The organism is Marinifilum sp. (assembly GCF_965230805.1).
GTDB lineage: Bacteria > Bacteroidota > Bacteroidia > Bacteroidales > Marinifilaceae > Marinifilum.
Genome location: NZ_OZ246019.1, coordinates 2141730 through 2160222 on the forward strand (window position 1 = coordinate 2141730; position 18493 = coordinate 2160222).

Genomic DNA, 18493 nt, shown 5'->3' on the forward strand with positions numbered 1-18493 from the left:
CAAATATAATCCATAATGGTTGATCGAAGAGAAACTAATTGCTTGATTTGTAAACTAGCCGACAAATGATATACAAGTATCACTAAGATATTTTTTCCCGCTCAGATAAGATAATTTTTGATTTGTCGTTACCTTTATCAGAAACCATTAATACTCAACATTGGACTTTTACATTAAGAATCGGAATTGGAAATACTATTTTCTGTTTATTGCTCTTATTATTGTAGTAGTATCGATTCTATATACCAATAATTTGGTGAAGAAACTGGCTTACGAAGAGGCCAAGAAGGTTGAACTTTGGGCTATTGGCATTAGCGAACTGGATGTTAATCCTAATCAAGATGTAGAGCTGATTCTTAAAATTATGGAGCAGAATGAAACGATCCCGGTTATTTTGGTTGATGATAATGATAGTATTGTAGCGCATCGTAACATCAATTATTCCACAGGGCAAGAGGATAAAGTTTTACGGAAGAAGCTGTCTGAAATGAAAGCTGGGAATCATTTTATAGAAATACCGATTGTTAATGGAAAAAACTATTTGTATTTCGATGATTCTAATCTTTTAAAACGATTGGCTTGGTATCCTTTTATCCAGTTGGGAGCCATTATCACATTCATAATTATTGCATTTCTGGCCTTTTCATATTCCAAATCAGCCGAGCAAAATCGTGTTTGGGTTGGGATGTCGAAAGAAACGGCTCATCAGCTGGGTACACCAATTAGCTCCTTAATGGCTTGGATGGAACTAATGAAAGCAGGAAGCCCAAGTCAATCAATGATAGACGAAATGTCGAAAGACGTAACACGCTTAGAGGTGATCGCAGAGCGTTTCTCAAAAATAGGATCAAAGCCTATCTTAAAAGATCAAAATGTAAGAGAGATTTTAGAAAGCAGTATCGAATACCTAAAGAAAAGAACATCGGGTAAAATCGATTTTGTTTTTAGGAATGAGGCAAAAAATGAATCGGTTCCTTTAAATAAAGAATTGTTTTCCTGGGTGATAGAAAACCTTACCAAGAATGCAGTGGACGCAATGGAAGGCAAAGGTGAGCTAAATTTTTTACTTCGTCAGGGCAAGGATAAAATTGTTTTGGATATTAAAGACACCGGCAAGGGGATTGCTAAAAGTCAGTTTAGTACCGTGTTCAAGCCGGGCTATACTTCAAAGAAAAGAGGATGGGGCTTAGGTCTGTCACTCGCCAAAAGGATCATTGAAAATTATCATAGTGGAAAAATATTTGTTGCCAGCTCTGAATTGGGAAAGGGAACAGTTTTTAGAATCATTTTACCTCTAAAGTGAAATAACTGGTTTTCAAATCTTCCAAAAAGTTTTGAAACCAAAAAAGAACTCCTTATTTTTGCAGCCCGTTTTTAGGCGGGATCGCATATTAGTTGTCGGTTTGTGATTGGTAATTGCTTGAAATTGACAAAAAAGATGCAATCATTTGTGAATACGTAAGATTAATTTTTATACTTTTGCAAAGTTTTATTTGAATATTTTGGAATATCTAAGCAAATATACGATTCCTTTTAAGGGTTTAAAGGATGGTTTACATGAATTCGAGTTCAAAGTAGATCGTAAATTCTTTGCGTATTTTCAGGAGGACGATGTTTACCAAGCTGAAGCCGATGTTAAAGTTAGTTTCAACAAAAAAACTTTGGTAACCACTCTGGAATTTAAATTAAAAGGAAGCTTAAAAGTTGCTTGCGACAGGTGTTTGGAAGATCTGGAAATAAAAGTTGAGGGTGAAAACTCTCTTCATTTAAAGTTTGGTGAAGAACACGAAGAGCTGGCAGATGATGTAATTGTTCTGGCTGAATCAGAGAACGAGATCAATGTAGCACAATACATCTATGAGCTGTTTGAATTAAGTTTACCTTTAAGCTTTGTGCATCCCGATGATGAGGATGGAAACAGCACTTGTAATGAAATAATGATTCAAAAATTGAATGACCTTTCGGTGAATGAGGAAGAGAAGATTGACCCGAGATGGAATGAATTAAGAAAATTGATAGATAATAATTAGTTAAATAGGTTGAAAAATGGCACATCCAAAACACAGAACGTCGAAGCAGAGAAGAAATAAGAGAAGAAGTCATCTTAGAACAACTCCTGCTACTTTAGCATCTTGCTCAAATTGTGGAGCAACTGTTAAATATCACACTGTTTGCCCTGAGTGCGGTTATTACAGAGGCAAATTAGCTATTGAAAAAGAAGTTACAGCATAGCCTAAGTACAATTAATTAGGTTTGAAGCGATATTAATTTGCTCCTTAGATTCTTCTCAGGGGCAAATTTGCGTTATACATGATTCTTCTCGCTATAGCCCAACTTTTTGAGTCTACTGTTTTAAGATTAAGCAGTGAATTCAGTGTTTAGATAGAGAAAAATATGTATACTTGTAAGCTGAATTATCTGATAAACACTAAGTAAGCTTAAACAATGTCAAAAATTAATGCAGTTATAACTGGAGTTGGGGCTTATGTTCCCGACTATATTCTTACCAACGACGAATTAAGTACCATGGTTGACACATCAGATGAGTGGATCATGACTCGTATTGGTATTAAAGAAAGAAGAATTCTAAAAGGTGAAGGACAAGGATCATCAGAATTAGGAGCAAGAGCCGTTAAGCAGTTGCTCGAAAAAACAGGAACATCTCCAGAGGAAGTTGACTTGGTGATTTGTGCAACAGTAACTCCTGATATGCAGTTTCCTGCAACAGCAAACATTATCAGCGATAAGCTAGAAATTAATAATGCATTTAGTTTTGACTTGAATGCAGGTTGCTCAGGCTTTTTGTATGCCTTGGCAACAGGTTCGAAGTATGTTCAATCAGGAATGTACAAGAAAGTTGTGATTGTTGGAGCAGAGAAAATGTCTTCAATTGTGGATTACACCGATCGACAAACCTGTGCGATTTTTGGTGATGGTTCGGCAGCAGTACTTCTCGAGCCAACCAGCGACGAAGTTGGGGTAATTGACGAAATTCTGCATACGGCTGGCTTTGGGCGCAAGCATTTGCATCAAAAGGCAGGTGGTTCATGCAAGCCAGCTTCACATGAAACGGTTGATGCTCGAGAACATTTTATATATCAGGAAGGAAATCACGTATTTAAACATGCTGTTTCTAACATGGCTGATGTTTCTGTTGAAATGATGGAGAAACACCACATCACTGCTGATGATTTGGCTTGGTTGGTTCCGCATCAGGCAAATAACCGTATAATTGAAGCTACAGCAAAAAGAATGGGCTTGGCGAAGGAAAAAGTGATGATTAACATCGAAAAGTACGGGAACACAACTTCTGCAACTATTCCTTTGTGTTTGTGGGAATGGGAGGAGCAATTGAAAAAAGGAGATCATATTATTCTTTCAGGATTTGGTGCTGGTTTTACCTGGGGATCTATTCTTTTGAAATGGGGTTACGATCCCAAGTAAGAGTGATATGATTACAAGATATTACGGAGGCTTCTATTTAGAAGCCTTTTTTTGTTTCGAATCAGTGGTTTGAAATGGGATTTCTTACTCAAATTTTTATATTTGTAGAGTCCGCAGACGTGAGTGCCGTAGAACCTTCAAATTATTGAACCCGTTCGTATACTTTTTTAGGTTTTTTTTGAGTTGAGATTTTATCAATTCAGGACAAAGTAAGACTGGTTGTGTTTAGCGATTGGTCTTGTTATATCAATACGAATTCAAATATGTTTAGTAAAAAAAATAAAATGAGCAGAAACAACGAAGTACAACCAACAGCCGTTAATCTTATTTGTGATGGAACTTCAATAAAAGGAGATATTCAAGCCTCAAGAGACATCCGCATAGATGGCTATTTAAATGGTAAGATGCAGGTAAACGGAAAGGTAGTTGTAGGAAATACCGGTAAGATTGAAGGAGATGTAAATTGTAAAACGATTGATGTATCGGGTAGGGTAGAAGGCAATATTATTGCATCGGAAATGGTAAACCTAAAGTCGACAGCATTAATCTTGGGGAACATTGCTACAGATAAGATATCTGTTGAACCTGGAGCTAAATTTACAGGATCTTGTAAAATGGGTGAGGCAGCACCTGCAAAGGATGAAAAGAAAAAGTAATCCTAAAGAAAATAAAAAGAAGAAACAGCTAAGTTCTGCAATTAAATATTCAGGCTTAGCTTTTCAAATGATAGTAGTTATTCTGCTTGTTTTATATGCTGGTATAAAATTGGATGAGTATCTGCAAAAAGAATTTCCCTTATTTACATTTATAGGTGCAATACTCGGTGTATTTCTGGCTTTGTACTTTGCAGTTAAAGATTTCATCAAGATGAAGTAATACAGATTTATGGAAAAAAGATACAGATTGTACATTTATAGGTTGGGATTAATTTCGCTTGTATTGCTAATTGGTTCGTTTAGCTTGTTTCTAACTGTTTTCGAACAATGGTTCAATTATGTATTTCCTTTCGTGATTTTGTATTTTTTTCTATTTAATTGTTTTCAGCATTATAAGTTGTTAAAATTATCGAAGGGCGAACCCCGGGTTTTCCATACAAATTACATGGCTTGGTTTGGAATAAAATTGTTCCTGAATCTTAGTTTTATAATTATTTACGTTTTATTGAACAGGGCGCAGGCATTGAGCTTCGTTTTGTTTTTTGCCTTTTGCTATGTGGTTTACACCGTCTTCGAAGTAATTGCGCTCACTAGAACTTTGAGATCTTGAATAAGGAAAGATCAACCTAAACTTTTGTCACAATTGGTTCGCTTTTCAAGTAGAACACTTCCTCAAACTTTATGAACAAATATCGGGATTTAGAACGAACATTGCAGAGGATTTATGCCTAAGGAGTTTAAAACAGGATGAGAAACTCTCTATATGACATGTTCACAATAAAAAAATCCTCAAAATAACTTGCCATTATCTATGAATTTATTTCGAATCTATGGTAAACAGAATTGTCTTTGTGTGGAATTTTTGACAAGTTCACGTTAAATAATTTAAAAAAGTTTTACGGAGAACTTTTTTTATTAAATTTGAGGGACAAAAATCAAATATGGAGGATCTTAAGAGAGACCATATTGATAACAAGTCTATTGACAATTAAAATAACAGATTGAATCGTTCTCTCCCAAAGGAAGAATAATTCATAGCAAGTGATGTAAGTATGAAAAACATTCATCGATTACTACTAATCGCCTTCTTTATTGCCAGCGCTGCTACTGCGTTTGCTTCTGATGAACATGACAAACATGCTCACCACGATACTCATAAGAATGAAAAATTTGAACCCGGAAGCTTTATTATGGATCATATTGCTGATGCTTACGATTGGCATGTTCTATCCTATAAAGACAAGCATGTATCGGTTCCTCTTCCCGTAATTGTGATTTCGGAGCAGTCGGGACTCAATGTATTTATGTCAAGTAAGCTTCATCATGGTCACAGTGCTTACAAAGGATTTTACATTGCACATGAAGGTGAATTTAAAGGCAAACTTGTCGAAAAGATTAATGGACAGGAAGTTCGTCCTTTTGATATTTCAATGACCAAGAATGTTGTTGCAATGTTAGTTAGTATGGTGATCCTTCTATGGATTTTCATTTCAGTTGCAAAAGCTTACACACGAAGAAAAGGTAAAGCTCCGAAAGGAATTCAATCGCTTATGGAGCCACTAATTTTATTTGTGCGCGACGAGATTGCAAAGCCTGCTATTGGTGAAAAGAAACACGAAAAATACATGCCTTTCCTATTAACTGTTTTCTTCTTTATTTGGTTGAATAACCTAATGGGTTTGGTTCCATTAGTTCCGGGAGGAGCAAACGTAACAGGTAATATTACCATTACAATGGTATTGGCTGTATTTACTTTTATTATCACCACCTTTAGTGGAAATAAAAACTACTGGGTGCATATATTTAATACACCTGGGGTACCATGGTGGTTAAAATTCCCAGTGCCTTTGATGCCATTGGTTGAATTAATGGGTGTGTTCACAAAACCATTTGTATTGATGGTTCGTTTGTTTGCTAACATTACGGCAGGTCACATGATCGTTTTGGCATTTGTGAGTTTGATCTTCATATTCGGAGAAATCAGTCCAATGTTAGGATATGGTACCTCGATTGTTTCGATATTGTTCGTGATTTTTATGAATATGTTAGAGCTGCTTGTAGCATTGATACAGGCATATGTATTTACGCTTCTTTCAGCGCTTTACTTTGGTATGGCTACGGAAGAGCATCATTAAGAATTTTCAACTCCTTACAAGGAGCTATTTATAGTTTTTTAATCATTAATATAAAAACACTATGATTACATTATCAATTCTTCTTCAGGCTGCAGCTAGTATGGCAGTTGCTAAAATGGGTGCTGCATTCGGAGCTGGTTTGGCTGCTATTGGTGCTGGTATCGGTATTGGTAAAATTGGTGGATCTGCTCTTGAGAGTATTGCTCGCCAGCCAGAAGCATCTGGAGATATTCGTTCAAACATGATTGTAGCTGCTGCACTTATTGAAGGTGCTGCTTTCTTTGCTATCATCATCTGTTTGTTGGCTATCGTATTGTAATAGCATTACCCACAATTTGCCAAGATGGGATTGCCTGAGGCAAATTGTGGTTACAATTGATTATTAAAATCCACCGTTAGGTGAAAAAAATAGAATAGTATGGGCTTGGTAACACCTGAATTAGGAACTTTTATATGGATGTTTTTGGCTTTTGCCATTGTACTTTTTATCCTTAAAAAGTTTGCCTGGAAACCGATATTGAATGCCTTAAAAGAACGTGAAGATTCGATTGAAGATGCATTGCGTTCTGCTGATCGTGCCAAAGAAGAAATGGCTGAATTGCAAGCCGACAACGAAAGAATACTTCAAGAGGCCAGAAAAGAGCGTGAAGGAATGCTTAAAGAGGCAAAAGAAATGAGTTCTAAGATTGTGAATGAAGCAAAGCAAAAAGCAACTGTGGAAGCCGACAAGCTGGTTGAATCAGCGAGAGCTAACATTGAAAGTGAGAAAGCGGCAGCTTTAAATGAAATTAAAGCTCAAGTGGCTAATCTTTCTGTTGAGATTGCAGAGAAAGTACTTCGTCAACAATTTGCAGATGATCAGCAACAAAAAGATTACTTCAAGAAATTAATGGACGAAGTAAAATTGAATTAGTGAATGAGTGTCCCGATAGCTATCGGGAGAGTGAATGAGTGAAGGAGAATTTTAGCACACAATTTTTATTGAAGCTGTAAATGGTCTTGCTGCTCGATACTCATATCTAAAATCTAAAAAAAAATGAACGAAAGTAAAATCTCGGTTCGATATGCCAAAGCTCTTTTCGAATTAGGAAAAGAGAATAATATGATCGAAACTTTTATATCAGATATTAAAGTTATTGATGATCTGGTTAAGGAAAGTTCTGATTTTTGGCTGATGATTGAAAGTCCTGTGGTAAAAACGCTTCAGAAAAGGGAGACTGTAAAGCAGATATTTTCTGGTAAAATCGAAGCAATGACATTGAATTTTCTGGATTTGGTTCTTCAAAATAGAAGAGAAGTCTATATCAAAGATATTTCCAGAAACTTCTTGGCTCTTTGCAGAAAAGATATGGGCATCTTATCGGCAACTCTTACATCGGCCGCTAAAGTTGAAGAGGCAAGCAAGCAGAAAATATCCGATCTTCTTGCAAAATCATTCGATTCCAAAATAGAACTAAGCGAAGTGATTGATGAAGATCTCATTGGAGGTTTTGTGATTCGTGTGGAAGATCAGCAGTTGGATGCCTCGGTGGCAAATCAATTGAACCAAATCAAACGAGAATTACTAACGAACAGAATAAGTTAAAAGTACTTAAACTGCCTAAAGTACTTAGAGTTTAAAAAGTAAGTTTAGGCATTCAGATAATAAAATATTTAAGTTGTACGTACTTAAAACTTTAGGCAATCATAAGTATTTTAAGTATTTAAGGCACTAAAATCAAATAAATATGGCTAGTATTAAACCTGCAGAAGTTTCGGAAATTCTAAAGCAGCAATTAGAAGGATTAAAAACCGAAGCAGAACTGGAAGAAGTCGGAACCGTATTGCAAGTAGGTGATGGTATCGCTCGCATTTACGGATTATCGAATGTTGAATCAAATGAGTTGATCGAATTCCAAAATGGTGTATTGGGTATTGTATTGAACTTAGAGGAAGACAATATTGGTGCAGTACTTTTGGGTGAAACACAAGGTATTAAAGAAGGTGACGTGGTAAAACGTACCAAGCGCATTGCCTCTATCAATGTTGGTGAGGGTATGTTGGGACGTGTTATCAATACCATTGGTGAACCGATCGACGGCAAAGGTGAAATTACAGGCACTACCTACGAAATGCCATTGGAACGTAAAGCTCCGGGTGTAATTTATCGTCAGCCAGTAAACGAGCCGCTGCAAACAGGTTTGAAAGCAATCGATGCGATGATTCCTATCGGACGTGGTCAGCGTGAGTTAATCATTGGTGACCGTCAGACTGGTAAAACTGCAATTGCAATTGATACCATTATCAATCAGAAAGAATTTTACGACAAGGGTGAGCCTGTTTATTGTATTTATGTAGCAATAGGACAGAAAGGTTCAACCGTTGCGAATATTGCCAGAACTCTTGAAGAAAACGGAGCTATGGCTTATACAACAATTGTATCTGCAACCGCATCAGATCCGGCTGCATTGCAATTTTACGCACCATTTGCAGGAGCATCTATTGGTGAGTTCTTCCGTGATACAGGTCGTCCGGCATTGATCATTTACGATGATTTATCTAAACAGGCTGTATCATACCGTGAGGTATCATTATTGCTTCGTCGCCCACCAGGACGTGAGGCCTATCCTGGAGACGTATTTTATCTTCACTCAAGATTATTGGAACGCGCTGCTAAGGTGATTAATTCTGATGATATTGCTCGTCAGATGAATGATCTGCCTGAGAGTTTGAAGAACGCCAAGGATGAAAATGGAGAATCAATCATTAAGGGTGGTGGTTCATTAACTGCACTTCCAATTATCGAGACTCAGGCGGGTGACGTATCTGCATACATTCCAACCAACGTAATTTCGATTACCGATGGGCAAATCTTCCTGGAATCAGACTTGTTTAACGCTGGTATTCGTCCGGCAATTAATGTAGGTATCTCGGTATCTCGTGTGGGAGGGTCAGCTCAAATCAAATCGATGAAAAAGGTTGCCGGTACATTGAAGTTGGATCAGGCGCAGTATCGTGAATTGGAAGCATTTGCCAAGTTTGGTTCGGATATGGATGCTGCAACACTTGCTGTATTGAATAAAGGAGCCAAGAACGTTGAAATCTTGAAGCAGGGTCAATACTCACCATTTACAGTAGATAAACAGGTTGCGATTCTTTACTGTGGTACTCAAGGATTATTGAGAAATGTTCCTGTTGAGAAGGTGAAAGAATTTGAGAGTGATTTCCTTCAGTTCATGGACTTGAAACACAAAGATGTGATGAATGAGCTAGGAGCAGGTAAATATACCAAGGAAGCTCAGGATGTTATGCGTAAGGTAGCTGAAGAAGTTGCTGCAAAGTATAAATAAAGCTGTTAGCCGTTAGCTCATAGTTGGCGGCTAAAGCCTATTATAAAAAACGATAGATGAATTCTGATGTTGGATAAAACATATCTAATATCTCATATCTAAAAATCTATTAAGACAAATGGCTAATTTAAAAGAAATTCGTACTCGTATTTCGTCGGTTCAGAAAACCAAACAGGTTACTGCAGCGATGAAAATGGTTTCTGCTGCAAAACTGAAAAAAGCTCAGGACGCCATTGTACAAATTCGTCCCTATGCCGATAAATTGCACGAGATTCTTTCGAATCTTACCGGGAGCTTAATACCTGATGACAATTTGTATGGCATCGAGCGAAAAGCCGACAAGATATTATTGATTGCAATTACTTCCAATAAAGGACTTTGTGGAGCTTTTAATTCAAATGTGATGAAGCAGGTTAATGTCCTTACCGAAGGGGTATATGCCAGTCAGAGTCAACAAGGACATGTTGATGTACTTTGTATAGGAAAACAGGCTTACGAGATATTAAAGAAAACTCATAAGGTTATTGGTGAGCACAACAGCTTATACGATGATTTGAGTTTTGAAAATGTTTCGGCACTGGCAGAATCGATCATGGAAGAGTTTGTTGACGGCAGATACGATAAGGTAGAATTGGTGTACAACCAGTTTAAAAATGCTGGTGTGCAGATTCTAACCACCGAACAATTCCTGCCTGTTCAGCACGAAGAGGAGGAGAATCATGTTCATTCGGATTACATTTTCGAGCCAAATAAAGAAGAGATCGTTCAGGATTTAATTCCTAAATCCTTAAAAACACAATTCTTTAAAGCAATGTTAGATTCCTTTGCATCGGAGCATGGCGCGCGAATGACCGCAATGCACAAAGCAACCGATAATGCATCTGATTTGCTTCAGGATTTGAATTTAACTTACAACAAAGCTCGTCAAGCTGCAATTACCAACGAAATTTTGGAAATTGTATCAGGAGCAAACGCCTTAGCCCAATAAGACCCAAAAGTGGTTTAAAAGGGATAAAACGACCATATTTAAAAGATTTATATTGCTGCAAACGCCTCATTCGAAAGAGTGGGGCGTTTTTATTATCGAGATTTTTGAATACATTTAATACTTCATAAGCTATCCTATAGTTTATATCTTTGCATTTATACCGAATTATACTGAAAAGAATGATAACCAGACTACAACTTAGTGGCTATAAATCCATAAAGAATCTAGATATTCGTTTAGAATCCATTAATATTTTATTGGGAAGCAATGGGGTAGGAAAGAGTAATTTTATTTCTCTTTTTTCTCTGCTGCGAAACTTGTATCAGAGTAACTTTCAGAACTATGTTGAGATAAAAGGTGGCGCTGATAGCCTTCTTCATTTTGGAAGAAAACATACTTCTAACATTGGTATTGATATTTGTTTCGGATCGGAAAATAACGATAAAAATAGATTTATAGTAGACATAGAGGCTGCTCAGGACTCATTCATATTAAAATCGATTGACACAGCATTTAAACCTGTAACAAATTGGCATTATAATTATTTTGAGAGTAATGTACGTGAATCTAATTTTGCAAATATTAGATCAGGGCAAGCATATTACGTTAATGATTATTTACAAGAGTTTGATGTTTATCACTTTCATGATACAGGAGATCAATCTCCAATGAAGGGGAAATGTAATATTGATGATAATTATAGGTTGAAAAGAGATGGATCAAATTTAGCTGCATTTTTGTATTATCTAAAAAAAAGACATTTCAAACATTTTAAAAGAATAGAGATGACCATTAGGTCAATAGCTCCATTTTTTGATCGCTTCGATCTAAAACCAAATCGCTTAAATGAGCAAAAAATTCAGTTGGAGTGGAAAGAAAAGGGTTTTCCAGATGCTTATTTTGATTCTTATCATCTTTCTGACGGAACTCTTCGTTTCATTTGTCTAGCCACATTGCTCATGCAGCCAGAGCCTCCCAAAACTATAATCATTGATGAGCCTGAATTGGGTTTACATCCTGTTGCAGTGAATAAACTAGCATCCTTAATCCGTAAAATCTCTTCTAAAAGTCAGGTTATTGTGTCAACTCAGTCCATCAATTTAATTGATAATTTCGAGCCAGAGAATATCATTGTGACCGATAGAAAAGACAACAGTTCTACATTTAGAAGACTTAATTCAGATGAACTATCTTCTTGGCTTGAAGAATACACTTTAGGTGATATTTGGGGAAAGAATTTATTTGGAGCTCAACCATACAATAACATTTAGAGTATGAATAGAATTGTGTTCATTGTAGAAGGTGATACAGAAATACTTTTGGTTGAAAAAGTCATAATGCCATACATCTATGAGTTGGGTTATCAAATCTCATACAATTGCCAGACCATTACCACCAATAGAAAGCAGCATAAAAAAGGAGGAGTAGGAAGTTATGGAAAATTCAAAAATGAGATACTACGAACCATTGCTCAAGGGGATGTATTGGTAACAAGCCTGATTGATTTCTTTAAATTACCTACTGATTTTCCTTCTTTTAAAAATGATTCCAACAGGATAGAAGAGATCGAGAAAGGTATATTGGAAGACTTTGACAGTAACCCAAATTTAATTCCATACATTCAAAGACATGAGGTAGAGGCTTTGATGTATTCAAATATGGATGGGTTTGAATTGGTAATGGATGACGAAGATCAATTGGAAAAGGTACAACAGATTATGGATGAATATCCCAATCCTGAAGATATTAACAATTCTCCAGAAACAGCACCATCGAAACGTTTACAAGGAATATTTAATTACGATAAAACTGGTGATGGTGAAATGATTTTTGAAATGGTAGGAATACAGGCGATGCTTGATAAATGCCCACGTTTTGCTAAATGGATTAATGAAATAAGAGCTAAGCTTGATGAGATGACCAATAAAGATACAATATGATTCTAACTTCTTTTAAAGATTTATAATACAGTTAACACTTCATCCTAAAAAAAGCGATGTTTGTTTCTATACTAACGTGAGTTCGACGTAAAATTCGTTCACAGTTTGATCTGATTTTGAGTAGAAATTTTCGAAGGAATATCGGGATATTTCAAGAAGATCTGAGGAAATTTATGCCGAAAGCAGGCAAACACATAATGGAAAGTTCTCTTTACGACATCTTCACATTAAAAATTCCTCAAAATAGCCCGCTATTCTTTCCAAATTTTTAATGCAAATCTATCGCAAATATAACTTTCTGTGGATAGAATTTTATGTCGAACTCACGTTATATACCAGTGAAACATACAAATACAAAAATCCCCACTTCAATTAAAGTGAGGAATAACTTTCTTTTCATAGCTGCCAGTACTTTGAGACGACAACTGCATGCACTTTGAGACGACAACTGCATACACTTTGAGTCGACAACTGCATACACTTTGAGTCGACAACTGCATACACTTTGACACTCAAAGTGTATGCACTAAAACACTCAGTAGGCAGTTTCTTTAACTAATGGTCAATGAAAACTTACTTGTAGTTTCTTTTATTCCCTTGGTTGTGTATGCCCCAAATGTACTTTGGGTTTTTATTCTTATTCTATATTTTCCAATAGCAAGATCAGGAATTAAACCAACGATTTTCTTTTGTCCATTATCAGCAATCTGTGTTACTTTTGTTTCTGTGCCATCTTCGGCTACAAAGAAAAAGCCTATGCCAGCATCTTCACCTGCTATTTTTAGTCGCTTGCCGTGTATTTCGAATAAGCTGTTCTTTGTAAGTTTATCGTTTTTACTTTGCGTAGCAATGTCGATAAAACTGGAGATTACAGGATCGGTTTCAACACTGTCTACCTTGGTTAATTGTACTTGCTCAATGGCATCTCTTACCTGCGTACCATTTGTAAGATTCACATTGATTTGATGTTTTTCAGGGTCGAATACATCTGTATCTTCATCGAATACACCTGTAATGGAATAAGCAAGATTAAAGATAGGCAGATTAATATTTTCGCCTCGACGTATGCATTCCTCAATGATTTGGAAAAAGGCAGTCAAAACGGCGTTAATATCAGTTCTGCTCAATACGTTTCTTTTCTCAAGCATCAGTTGAATGATAGCATCCAGGTCGTGCGATTTTTCGGTTAATATGCGAGCTGCATAATTGTTTTCATCGGTTAGTTGGTTTTCTTTTAAATAGTACTTCATACTCTATTGGGTTTTAATAATTGTATTAACAAAATCAGAAGCAAAATTATGTCATAGAAAATGTTTTGCAATAGCCGTTTTTAGCTATTTTTATGAATTCAAAATACCTGCTGTATCTCATAAGTCGAACTGACTAAGAATTTTGCAAATAGAATAGTGGCTTTTAACAAATCATATCAAATAGAAGAAAGTGATATCGACTTGCATAAACTGGAAGAGTATCAAGAATTATTTAAAAGGCTTGACCCAATAAGTCAAAGTTCTTTATTGGTTATTGATTATTACCACAGCAAATATTTTTATATATCAGAAAAAGTAAAAATTAAGTTGGGATTAGACTCTGATTCGACAGATGCAGTAGCAAAAAAAATCCGGATACATCCCGATGATCATTTAATTATCGATTCATTAGATAGAGCCATAAAATACATTTGCAGTCAAGCAATTGACGAGAGAAAGAAGTATCGTTTGGTAAACAATTTTCGAGTTTGCAATGAGTCGAAACAATACGTTCGCATATTTGTACAGCACTCTATTTTGGAAATGGACAAACGAGGCAATATCTGGTTGGGCTTGCGAAAAATAGATTATGACCCGGATCAGGGGATGGACAAGCCTGCTGTTTCCTTTCTTCAGCATGTAGAAACGAACGAAATTGTTTATACCATTTATGGTGATACAGAAAGTGGTTTGATCTCGAAAAGGGAGAGGGAAGTGCTTAAGCTAATTTCGGATGGATATGCCAGCAAACAGATTGCAGACAGATTGTTTATCAGTGAGAACACCGTAAACAATCATCGAAAGAATATCCTAAGAAAACTACATGCAAGCAATACATTCGAAGCCATTCATAAAGCAGTAAGGGCAAGAATCATTAAGTAGCCTATAAAAACAGGATGTACTCGCCTAGCTTACAGATCACATAGCAATAGGATTTTAACCATATTCTGCAAGCAATTAATTTGTTAAAACTCAGATGATTTCATACTTTTTCCGTATTTTGGCATCATTATGTTTTAGGCCCAATTCTTATCAATGTAAATTGATTATTTAGAACATGTACAAGCTTTATTCGCATCTTTTGAAATGAAGATTTTAAGTCGTATTTTCGCCGAACTCTAAAAGAAATTGGGAAATAATATAGAATCGTATGTGGAATAGGATAGCAGGAATAATTCTAAGGAATAGAATTTTACTTTTAGTGGTTATTGGGCTTGTAACATCGTTTATGGCTTATAAAGCGCAGTTTGTTGAAATGTCCTATACCTATGCAGCCTTACTGCCTGATGATGATCCTGCATCAATCGAATATCAGAAGTTTAGAAATACTTTTGGACAGGAAGGGAACATGATGTTCTTTGCCGTGCAAGATCCTGATTTTTATGAGTTGGAAAAATTTAATGATTGGATAGCACTGGGAGATAGTCTTGGTTCATTGGATGGAATTGATGCAGTGGTATCCATTGCTCATACCTGGAACATAAACAAGAACAAGGAAAAAAAGCGTTTCGAATTTGATCCTATTTTTCCACACAAAGTTAAAACACAGCACGAACTGGATAGCTTGGCAGCCATTGCCGAAGCCTTGCCATTTTATCACGGCAGCTTTATCAACAAAGAAAGCAACACTTATCTTATGGGGATTACGGTTAATGCCAAAATCATTAACTCCAAAGCGCGTGAACCAATGGTTGCAAAGGTTCGTGAAATAACCGATAATTTTACCGAGAAATACGGACTGAATATGAAATATTCGGGTCTGCCTTACATTCGTGTAGTTACTGCACAGATGATTAAAGGGGAGATGAACATGTTTATTTACTTATCGCTATTGGTTACGGCCATTATTTTGTTCATGTTCTTCCGTTCGTTTAAAGTGGTATTTTTTTGTATGCTGGTGGTGGGTTTAAGTGTGATTTGGGCAGTAGGATCAATGGTGCTGTTCGATTACAAAATCACTTTACTTACTGCAATGCTGCCACCTCTTCTGGTGGTAATTGGGATACCGAACTCGGTCTTCCTGATTAATAAATATCACGGAGAATACATTCGCCACAATAATAAAATAAAGGCTTTGCAACGAGTGGTAGCTAAAATTGGGAATGCAACTTTCTTAACCAATCTTACTACGGCATCGGGTTTTGCAACCTTTATTGTGACTTCAAGTCAGATTTTAAAGGAGTTTGGAGTAATTGCGGCATTAAATATCATGGTAGTGTTTATGCTATCGCTATTATTGATTCCTATTATTTTTAGTTTTTTGGCACCACCTGATCATAAGGCCACCAAGCACCTGGATAATAAACTTACAGTGTGGTTTGTGGGCAGATTGGAAAAAATTGTTTTAAACCATAGAAATATGGTTTATGCTGTTGCGATTTCCTTGTTGGTTTTAGGAGGATTTGGGATCAGCAAAATGAAGAGTACCGGTTACATGGTTGATGATTTGCCACACGATAATGAAATTTATCAGGATCTTAAATTTTTCGAAAAGAATATGGATGGGATTATGCCATTGGAGGTAATGGTTGAAACCACGAAAAAATCAGGGATTCTAAAATCGTCTACTTTAAAACGGCTCAACAAACTGAATGACTCCTTAAAGGCCTATCCCGAAATATCAGGTTCGGTTTCAATTGTTGAGGCTGCCAAGTTTGCAAATCAGGCCTATTTTAATGGCAAGGAGAAGTATTACAAACTACCAAGCAATCAAACCAAAGACATCATCCTGTCCTATTTGGCAAAGGCCGAAACAGGCGCTGATTCTAAAGTTTTGGAAACTTTCGTAGATTCTACTCAATCGGTAACAAGAATGAGTTTTAGAATGAAAGATATTGGAACAACCAGGATGGCAGAAATGGAACAAACCATACTGCAACATGTAAATGAAATTTTTCCAAAAGACAAGTACAATGTGCATGTAACCGGATCAAGTATAGTATTCTTTAAAGGAACCCAATACCTGATTCGAAACCTGTTTTTGAGTTTGGCCTTGGCAATATTCTTAATTGCTTCTTTTATGGCCTGGATGTTCTCATCGAAAAGAATGGTTATGGTTGCTTTAATTCCAAACCTATTGCCATTAATTGTTACTGCCGCCTTAATGGGCTATTTTGGGATTCCCATCAAAGCATCTACCATATTGGTGTTTAGCATTGCCTTTGGAATCTCGGTAGATGATACCATTCATTATTTGGCAAAATATCGTCAGGAACTAAAAGCAACCAATTGGAGCATCCGGTCATCGGTGGTTTTGGCATTACGTGAAACGGGGCAGAGCATGATGTACACATCTATAATCCTATTTTTTGGATTCAGTATTTTTGCTTTGTCTGAATTTGGGGGTACTGTATCGCTTGGGGTTTTGGTTTCCATTACTTTGCTATCGGCCATGCTTTCAAATTTGGTACTATTGCCATCCTTATTGCTAACGCTTGAAAAGGCTATTACAAACCGTTCATTTAAGGAACCACTGCTTCATATTTACGATGAAGAGGAGGATATTGAACTGGATAATTTACGAATTGCAATTATTGAGAACAAAGAAGCCGAAAAACAATCTGCTGCTAACTAATTTTTTATATTTTAGTGAGCTGTTTTAAAAAGCTTTTACTTGCTGGACTAAAGCTATTAGCATGCTCAGGTATCATGCCGAGTTTCGAATTGTTGTGGTTTTGCTTGAGGTCTAAGCAATCAATTTTATCCCGAAAACTTTCGGGCAATGTCTCATCCCGATTGCTATCGGAATCGTAATCTAATAAGAACATGTATAGTTTTAAAGAACTTCAGGAAATCGTTCAGAATGAAATTGATGGACTGGAGTTTTCTACTCCACCCGAAGGTTTGTTCGAACCCATGAAGTATATCCTTGGGATAGGAGGTAAGCGCCTTCGCCCGATTTTAGTACTGCTAAGTGCCAATCTATTTAAAGAAGATTTAAAGAAAGTTTGCTTGCCCGCAATTGGTATCGAAGTATTTCACAATTTTACCCTATTGCACGACGATGTAATGGATCATGCTCCAATTCGAAGAAGCAAAGCTACTGTTCACGAAAAATGGAACAGCAATGTGGCCATTCTTTCGGGTGATGCGATGTCGATTAAAGCTTATCAGTACATTGTTAGCTGCGAAGACAAACATTTACGAGATGTTCTAACAGTGTTTAATCAAACAGCACTTGAGGTATGCGAAGGACAGCAGTTCGATATGGAATTCGAGGACAGAATTGATGTGCAGATCGATGAATATCTGGAAATGATTCGCTTAAAAACGGCCGTTCTTTTGGGAGGAAGCTTAAAGATGGGTGCTATCATGGGCGATGCTGATTTAAAAGACGCAGAACTGTTGTACCATTTTGGAGTAAATCTGGGAATGGCTTTCCAATTACAAGATGATTACCTGGATGTTTTTGGTGATGAAGGAGTATTTGGTAAAAAGATTGGTGGGGATATTCTTTGCAATAAAAAGACTTATTTGTTGATTAAAGCATTTGAGCTGGCAAAAGCTGATGATAAAAAAGAATTGGAAACATGGATTACTGCAAAAGATTTTAATCCGGAAGAAAAAATTAAAGCAGTAAGGTCAATTTACGAAAAACTTAATGTGAAAGATAAATCACAATCTAAGATTGATGAGTATTTTAGCCTTTGCTTGGAGTACTTGGATAAAGTAAATGTTCCTGCCGAAAAGAAGTCGGAATTGTACTCTATGGTGAAGAAATTAGTAAATCGTTCCGTTTAAGAGTGTTAAAT

At 36.4% G+C, this 18493-nt stretch carries 18 protein-coding genes; 17 read left to right on the top strand and 1 reads right to left on the bottom strand.

What is annotated here, in order from left to right:
* Positions 1-160 precede the first annotated feature (160 nt).
* From ACO05S_RS08585 to ACO05S_RS08650, 14 genes are all read left to right on the top strand, one after another.
* A complete protein-coding gene (locus tag ACO05S_RS08585; RefSeq protein WP_421921099.1) occupies positions 161-1303 on the top strand; it encodes a sensor histidine kinase in 1143 nt (380 codons plus the stop codon).
* A gap of 199 nt (positions 1304-1502) precedes the next feature.
* Positions 1503-2030: a YceD family protein gene (locus ACO05S_RS08590; RefSeq protein ID WP_421921100.1), complete on the top strand. Its 528-nt coding sequence runs from the start codon at positions 1503-1505 to the stop codon at positions 2028-2030.
* A gap of 16 nt (positions 2031-2046) precedes the next feature.
* Complete coding sequence (rpmF, locus tag ACO05S_RS08595; protein WP_083464500.1) at positions 2047-2232, top strand: 50S ribosomal protein L32; 186 nt, start codon at positions 2047-2049, stop codon at positions 2230-2232.
* A gap of 213 nt (positions 2233-2445) precedes the next feature.
* A complete protein-coding gene (locus tag ACO05S_RS08600) occupies positions 2446-3444 on the top strand; it encodes a beta-ketoacyl-ACP synthase III (protein ID WP_421921101.1) in 999 nt (332 codons plus the stop codon).
* 284 nt (positions 3445-3728) lie between these two features.
* Complete coding sequence (locus ACO05S_RS08605; RefSeq protein ID WP_421921102.1) at positions 3729-4100, top strand: bactofilin family protein; 372 nt, start codon at positions 3729-3731, stop codon at positions 4098-4100.
* Entirely contained in the window at positions 4084-4320 is a 237-nt protein-coding gene (locus ACO05S_RS08610; protein WP_421921103.1) for an AtpZ/AtpI family protein, read from the top strand. The genes ACO05S_RS08605 and ACO05S_RS08610 overlap by 17 nt, the downstream gene beginning before the upstream one ends.
* A gap of 832 nt (positions 4321-5152) precedes the next feature.
* Positions 5153-6235 (top strand): F0F1 ATP synthase subunit A, encoded by a 1083-nt coding sequence (gene atpB, locus ACO05S_RS08615; RefSeq protein ID WP_421921104.1) that lies wholly within the window; start codon positions 5153-5155, stop codon positions 6233-6235.
* Positions 6236-6296: 61 nt separating this feature from the next.
* Positions 6297-6554 (top strand): ATP synthase F0 subunit C, encoded by a 258-nt coding sequence (gene atpE / locus ACO05S_RS08620; protein WP_262493474.1) that lies wholly within the window; start codon positions 6297-6299, stop codon positions 6552-6554.
* Between the two features lie 99 nt (positions 6555-6653).
* A complete protein-coding gene (locus ACO05S_RS08625) occupies positions 6654-7148 on the top strand; it encodes a F0F1 ATP synthase subunit B (protein WP_421921105.1) in 495 nt (164 codons plus the stop codon).
* 123 nt (positions 7149-7271) lie between these two features.
* A complete protein-coding gene (gene atpH / locus ACO05S_RS08630) occupies positions 7272-7820 on the top strand; it encodes an ATP synthase F1 subunit delta (RefSeq protein ID WP_421921106.1) in 549 nt (182 codons plus the stop codon).
* Positions 7821-7962: 142 nt separating this feature from the next.
* Positions 7963-9564: a F0F1 ATP synthase subunit alpha gene (gene atpA, locus ACO05S_RS08635; protein ID WP_421921107.1), complete on the top strand. Its 1602-nt coding sequence runs from the start codon at positions 7963-7965 to the stop codon at positions 9562-9564.
* 118 nt (positions 9565-9682) lie between these two features.
* Positions 9683-10552: an ATP synthase F1 subunit gamma gene (gene atpG, locus ACO05S_RS08640; protein WP_421921108.1), complete on the top strand. Its 870-nt coding sequence runs from the start codon at positions 9683-9685 to the stop codon at positions 10550-10552.
* A gap of 179 nt (positions 10553-10731) precedes the next feature.
* Positions 10732-11823: an AAA family ATPase gene (locus ACO05S_RS08645; RefSeq protein ID WP_421921109.1), complete on the top strand. Its 1092-nt coding sequence runs from the start codon at positions 10732-10734 to the stop codon at positions 11821-11823.
* 3 nt (positions 11824-11826) lie between these two features.
* Positions 11827-12492 (top strand): DUF4276 family protein, encoded by a 666-nt coding sequence (locus tag ACO05S_RS08650; RefSeq protein ID WP_421921110.1) that lies wholly within the window; start codon positions 11827-11829, stop codon positions 12490-12492.
* A gap of 551 nt (positions 12493-13043) precedes the next feature.
* Here the strand turns inward: ACO05S_RS08650 and ACO05S_RS08655 are convergent.
* Complete coding sequence (locus tag ACO05S_RS08655; protein WP_421921111.1) at positions 13044-13742, bottom strand: DNA-binding domain-containing protein; 699 nt, start codon at positions 13740-13742, stop codon at positions 13044-13046.
* 156 nt (positions 13743-13898) lie between these two features.
* Between ACO05S_RS08655 and ACO05S_RS08660 the strand changes: the two genes are divergently transcribed.
* The 3 genes from ACO05S_RS08660 (at position 13899) to ACO05S_RS08670 (ending at position 18482) form a co-directional block, all read left to right on the top strand.
* The gene (locus ACO05S_RS08660; protein WP_421921112.1) at positions 13899-14624 is read left to right on the top strand and encodes a response regulator transcription factor; all 726 of its coding nucleotides are present in this window, start codon (positions 13899-13901) and stop codon (positions 14622-14624) included.
* A gap of 268 nt (positions 14625-14892) precedes the next feature.
* Positions 14893-17316, top strand: a complete 2424-nt coding sequence (locus tag ACO05S_RS08665) for an efflux RND transporter permease subunit (protein ID WP_421921113.1) — start codon at positions 14893-14895, stop codon at positions 17314-17316.
* Positions 17317-17507: 191 nt separating this feature from the next.
* The gene (locus tag ACO05S_RS08670) at positions 17508-18482 is read left to right on the top strand and encodes a polyprenyl synthetase family protein (RefSeq protein WP_421921114.1); all 975 of its coding nucleotides are present in this window, start codon (positions 17508-17510) and stop codon (positions 18480-18482) included.
* Positions 18483-18493 lie beyond the last annotated feature (11 nt).

Coding starts and splice junctions, on each gene's coding strand:
- rpmF (WP_083464500.1), top strand. CDS start 2,047: ATGGCACATCCAAAACACAGAACGTCGAAGCAGAGAAGAAATAAGAGA.
- ACO05S_RS08600 (WP_421921101.1), top strand. CDS start 2,446: ATGTCAAAAATTAATGCAGTTATAACTGGAGTTGGGGCTTATGTTCCC.
- ACO05S_RS08605 (WP_421921102.1), top strand. CDS start 3,729: ATGAGCAGAAACAACGAAGTACAACCAACAGCCGTTAATCTTATTTGT.
- ACO05S_RS08610 (WP_421921103.1), top strand. CDS start 4,084: ATGAAAAGAAAAAGTAATCCTAAAGAAAATAAAAAGAAGAAACAGCTA.
- atpB (WP_421921104.1), top strand. CDS start 5,153: ATGAAAAACATTCATCGATTACTACTAATCGCCTTCTTTATTGCCAGC.
- atpE (WP_262493474.1), top strand. CDS start 6,297: ATGATTACATTATCAATTCTTCTTCAGGCTGCAGCTAGTATGGCAGTT.
- ACO05S_RS08625 (WP_421921105.1), top strand. CDS start 6,654: ATGGGCTTGGTAACACCTGAATTAGGAACTTTTATATGGATGTTTTTG.
- atpH (WP_421921106.1), top strand. CDS start 7,272: ATGAACGAAAGTAAAATCTCGGTTCGATATGCCAAAGCTCTTTTCGAA.
- atpA (WP_421921107.1), top strand. CDS start 7,963: ATGGCTAGTATTAAACCTGCAGAAGTTTCGGAAATTCTAAAGCAGCAA.
- atpG (WP_421921108.1), top strand. CDS start 9,683: ATGGCTAATTTAAAAGAAATTCGTACTCGTATTTCGTCGGTTCAGAAA.
- ACO05S_RS08645 (WP_421921109.1), top strand. CDS start 10,732: ATGATAACCAGACTACAACTTAGTGGCTATAAATCCATAAAGAATCTA.
- ACO05S_RS08650 (WP_421921110.1), top strand. CDS start 11,827: ATGAATAGAATTGTGTTCATTGTAGAAGGTGATACAGAAATACTTTTG.
- ACO05S_RS08655 (WP_421921111.1), bottom strand. CDS start 13,742: ATGAAGTACTATTTAAAAGAAAACCAACTAACCGATGAAAACAATTAT.
- ACO05S_RS08665 (WP_421921113.1), top strand. CDS start 14,893: ATGTGGAATAGGATAGCAGGAATAATTCTAAGGAATAGAATTTTACTT.
- ACO05S_RS08670 (WP_421921114.1), top strand. CDS start 17,508: ATGTATAGTTTTAAAGAACTTCAGGAAATCGTTCAGAATGAAATTGAT.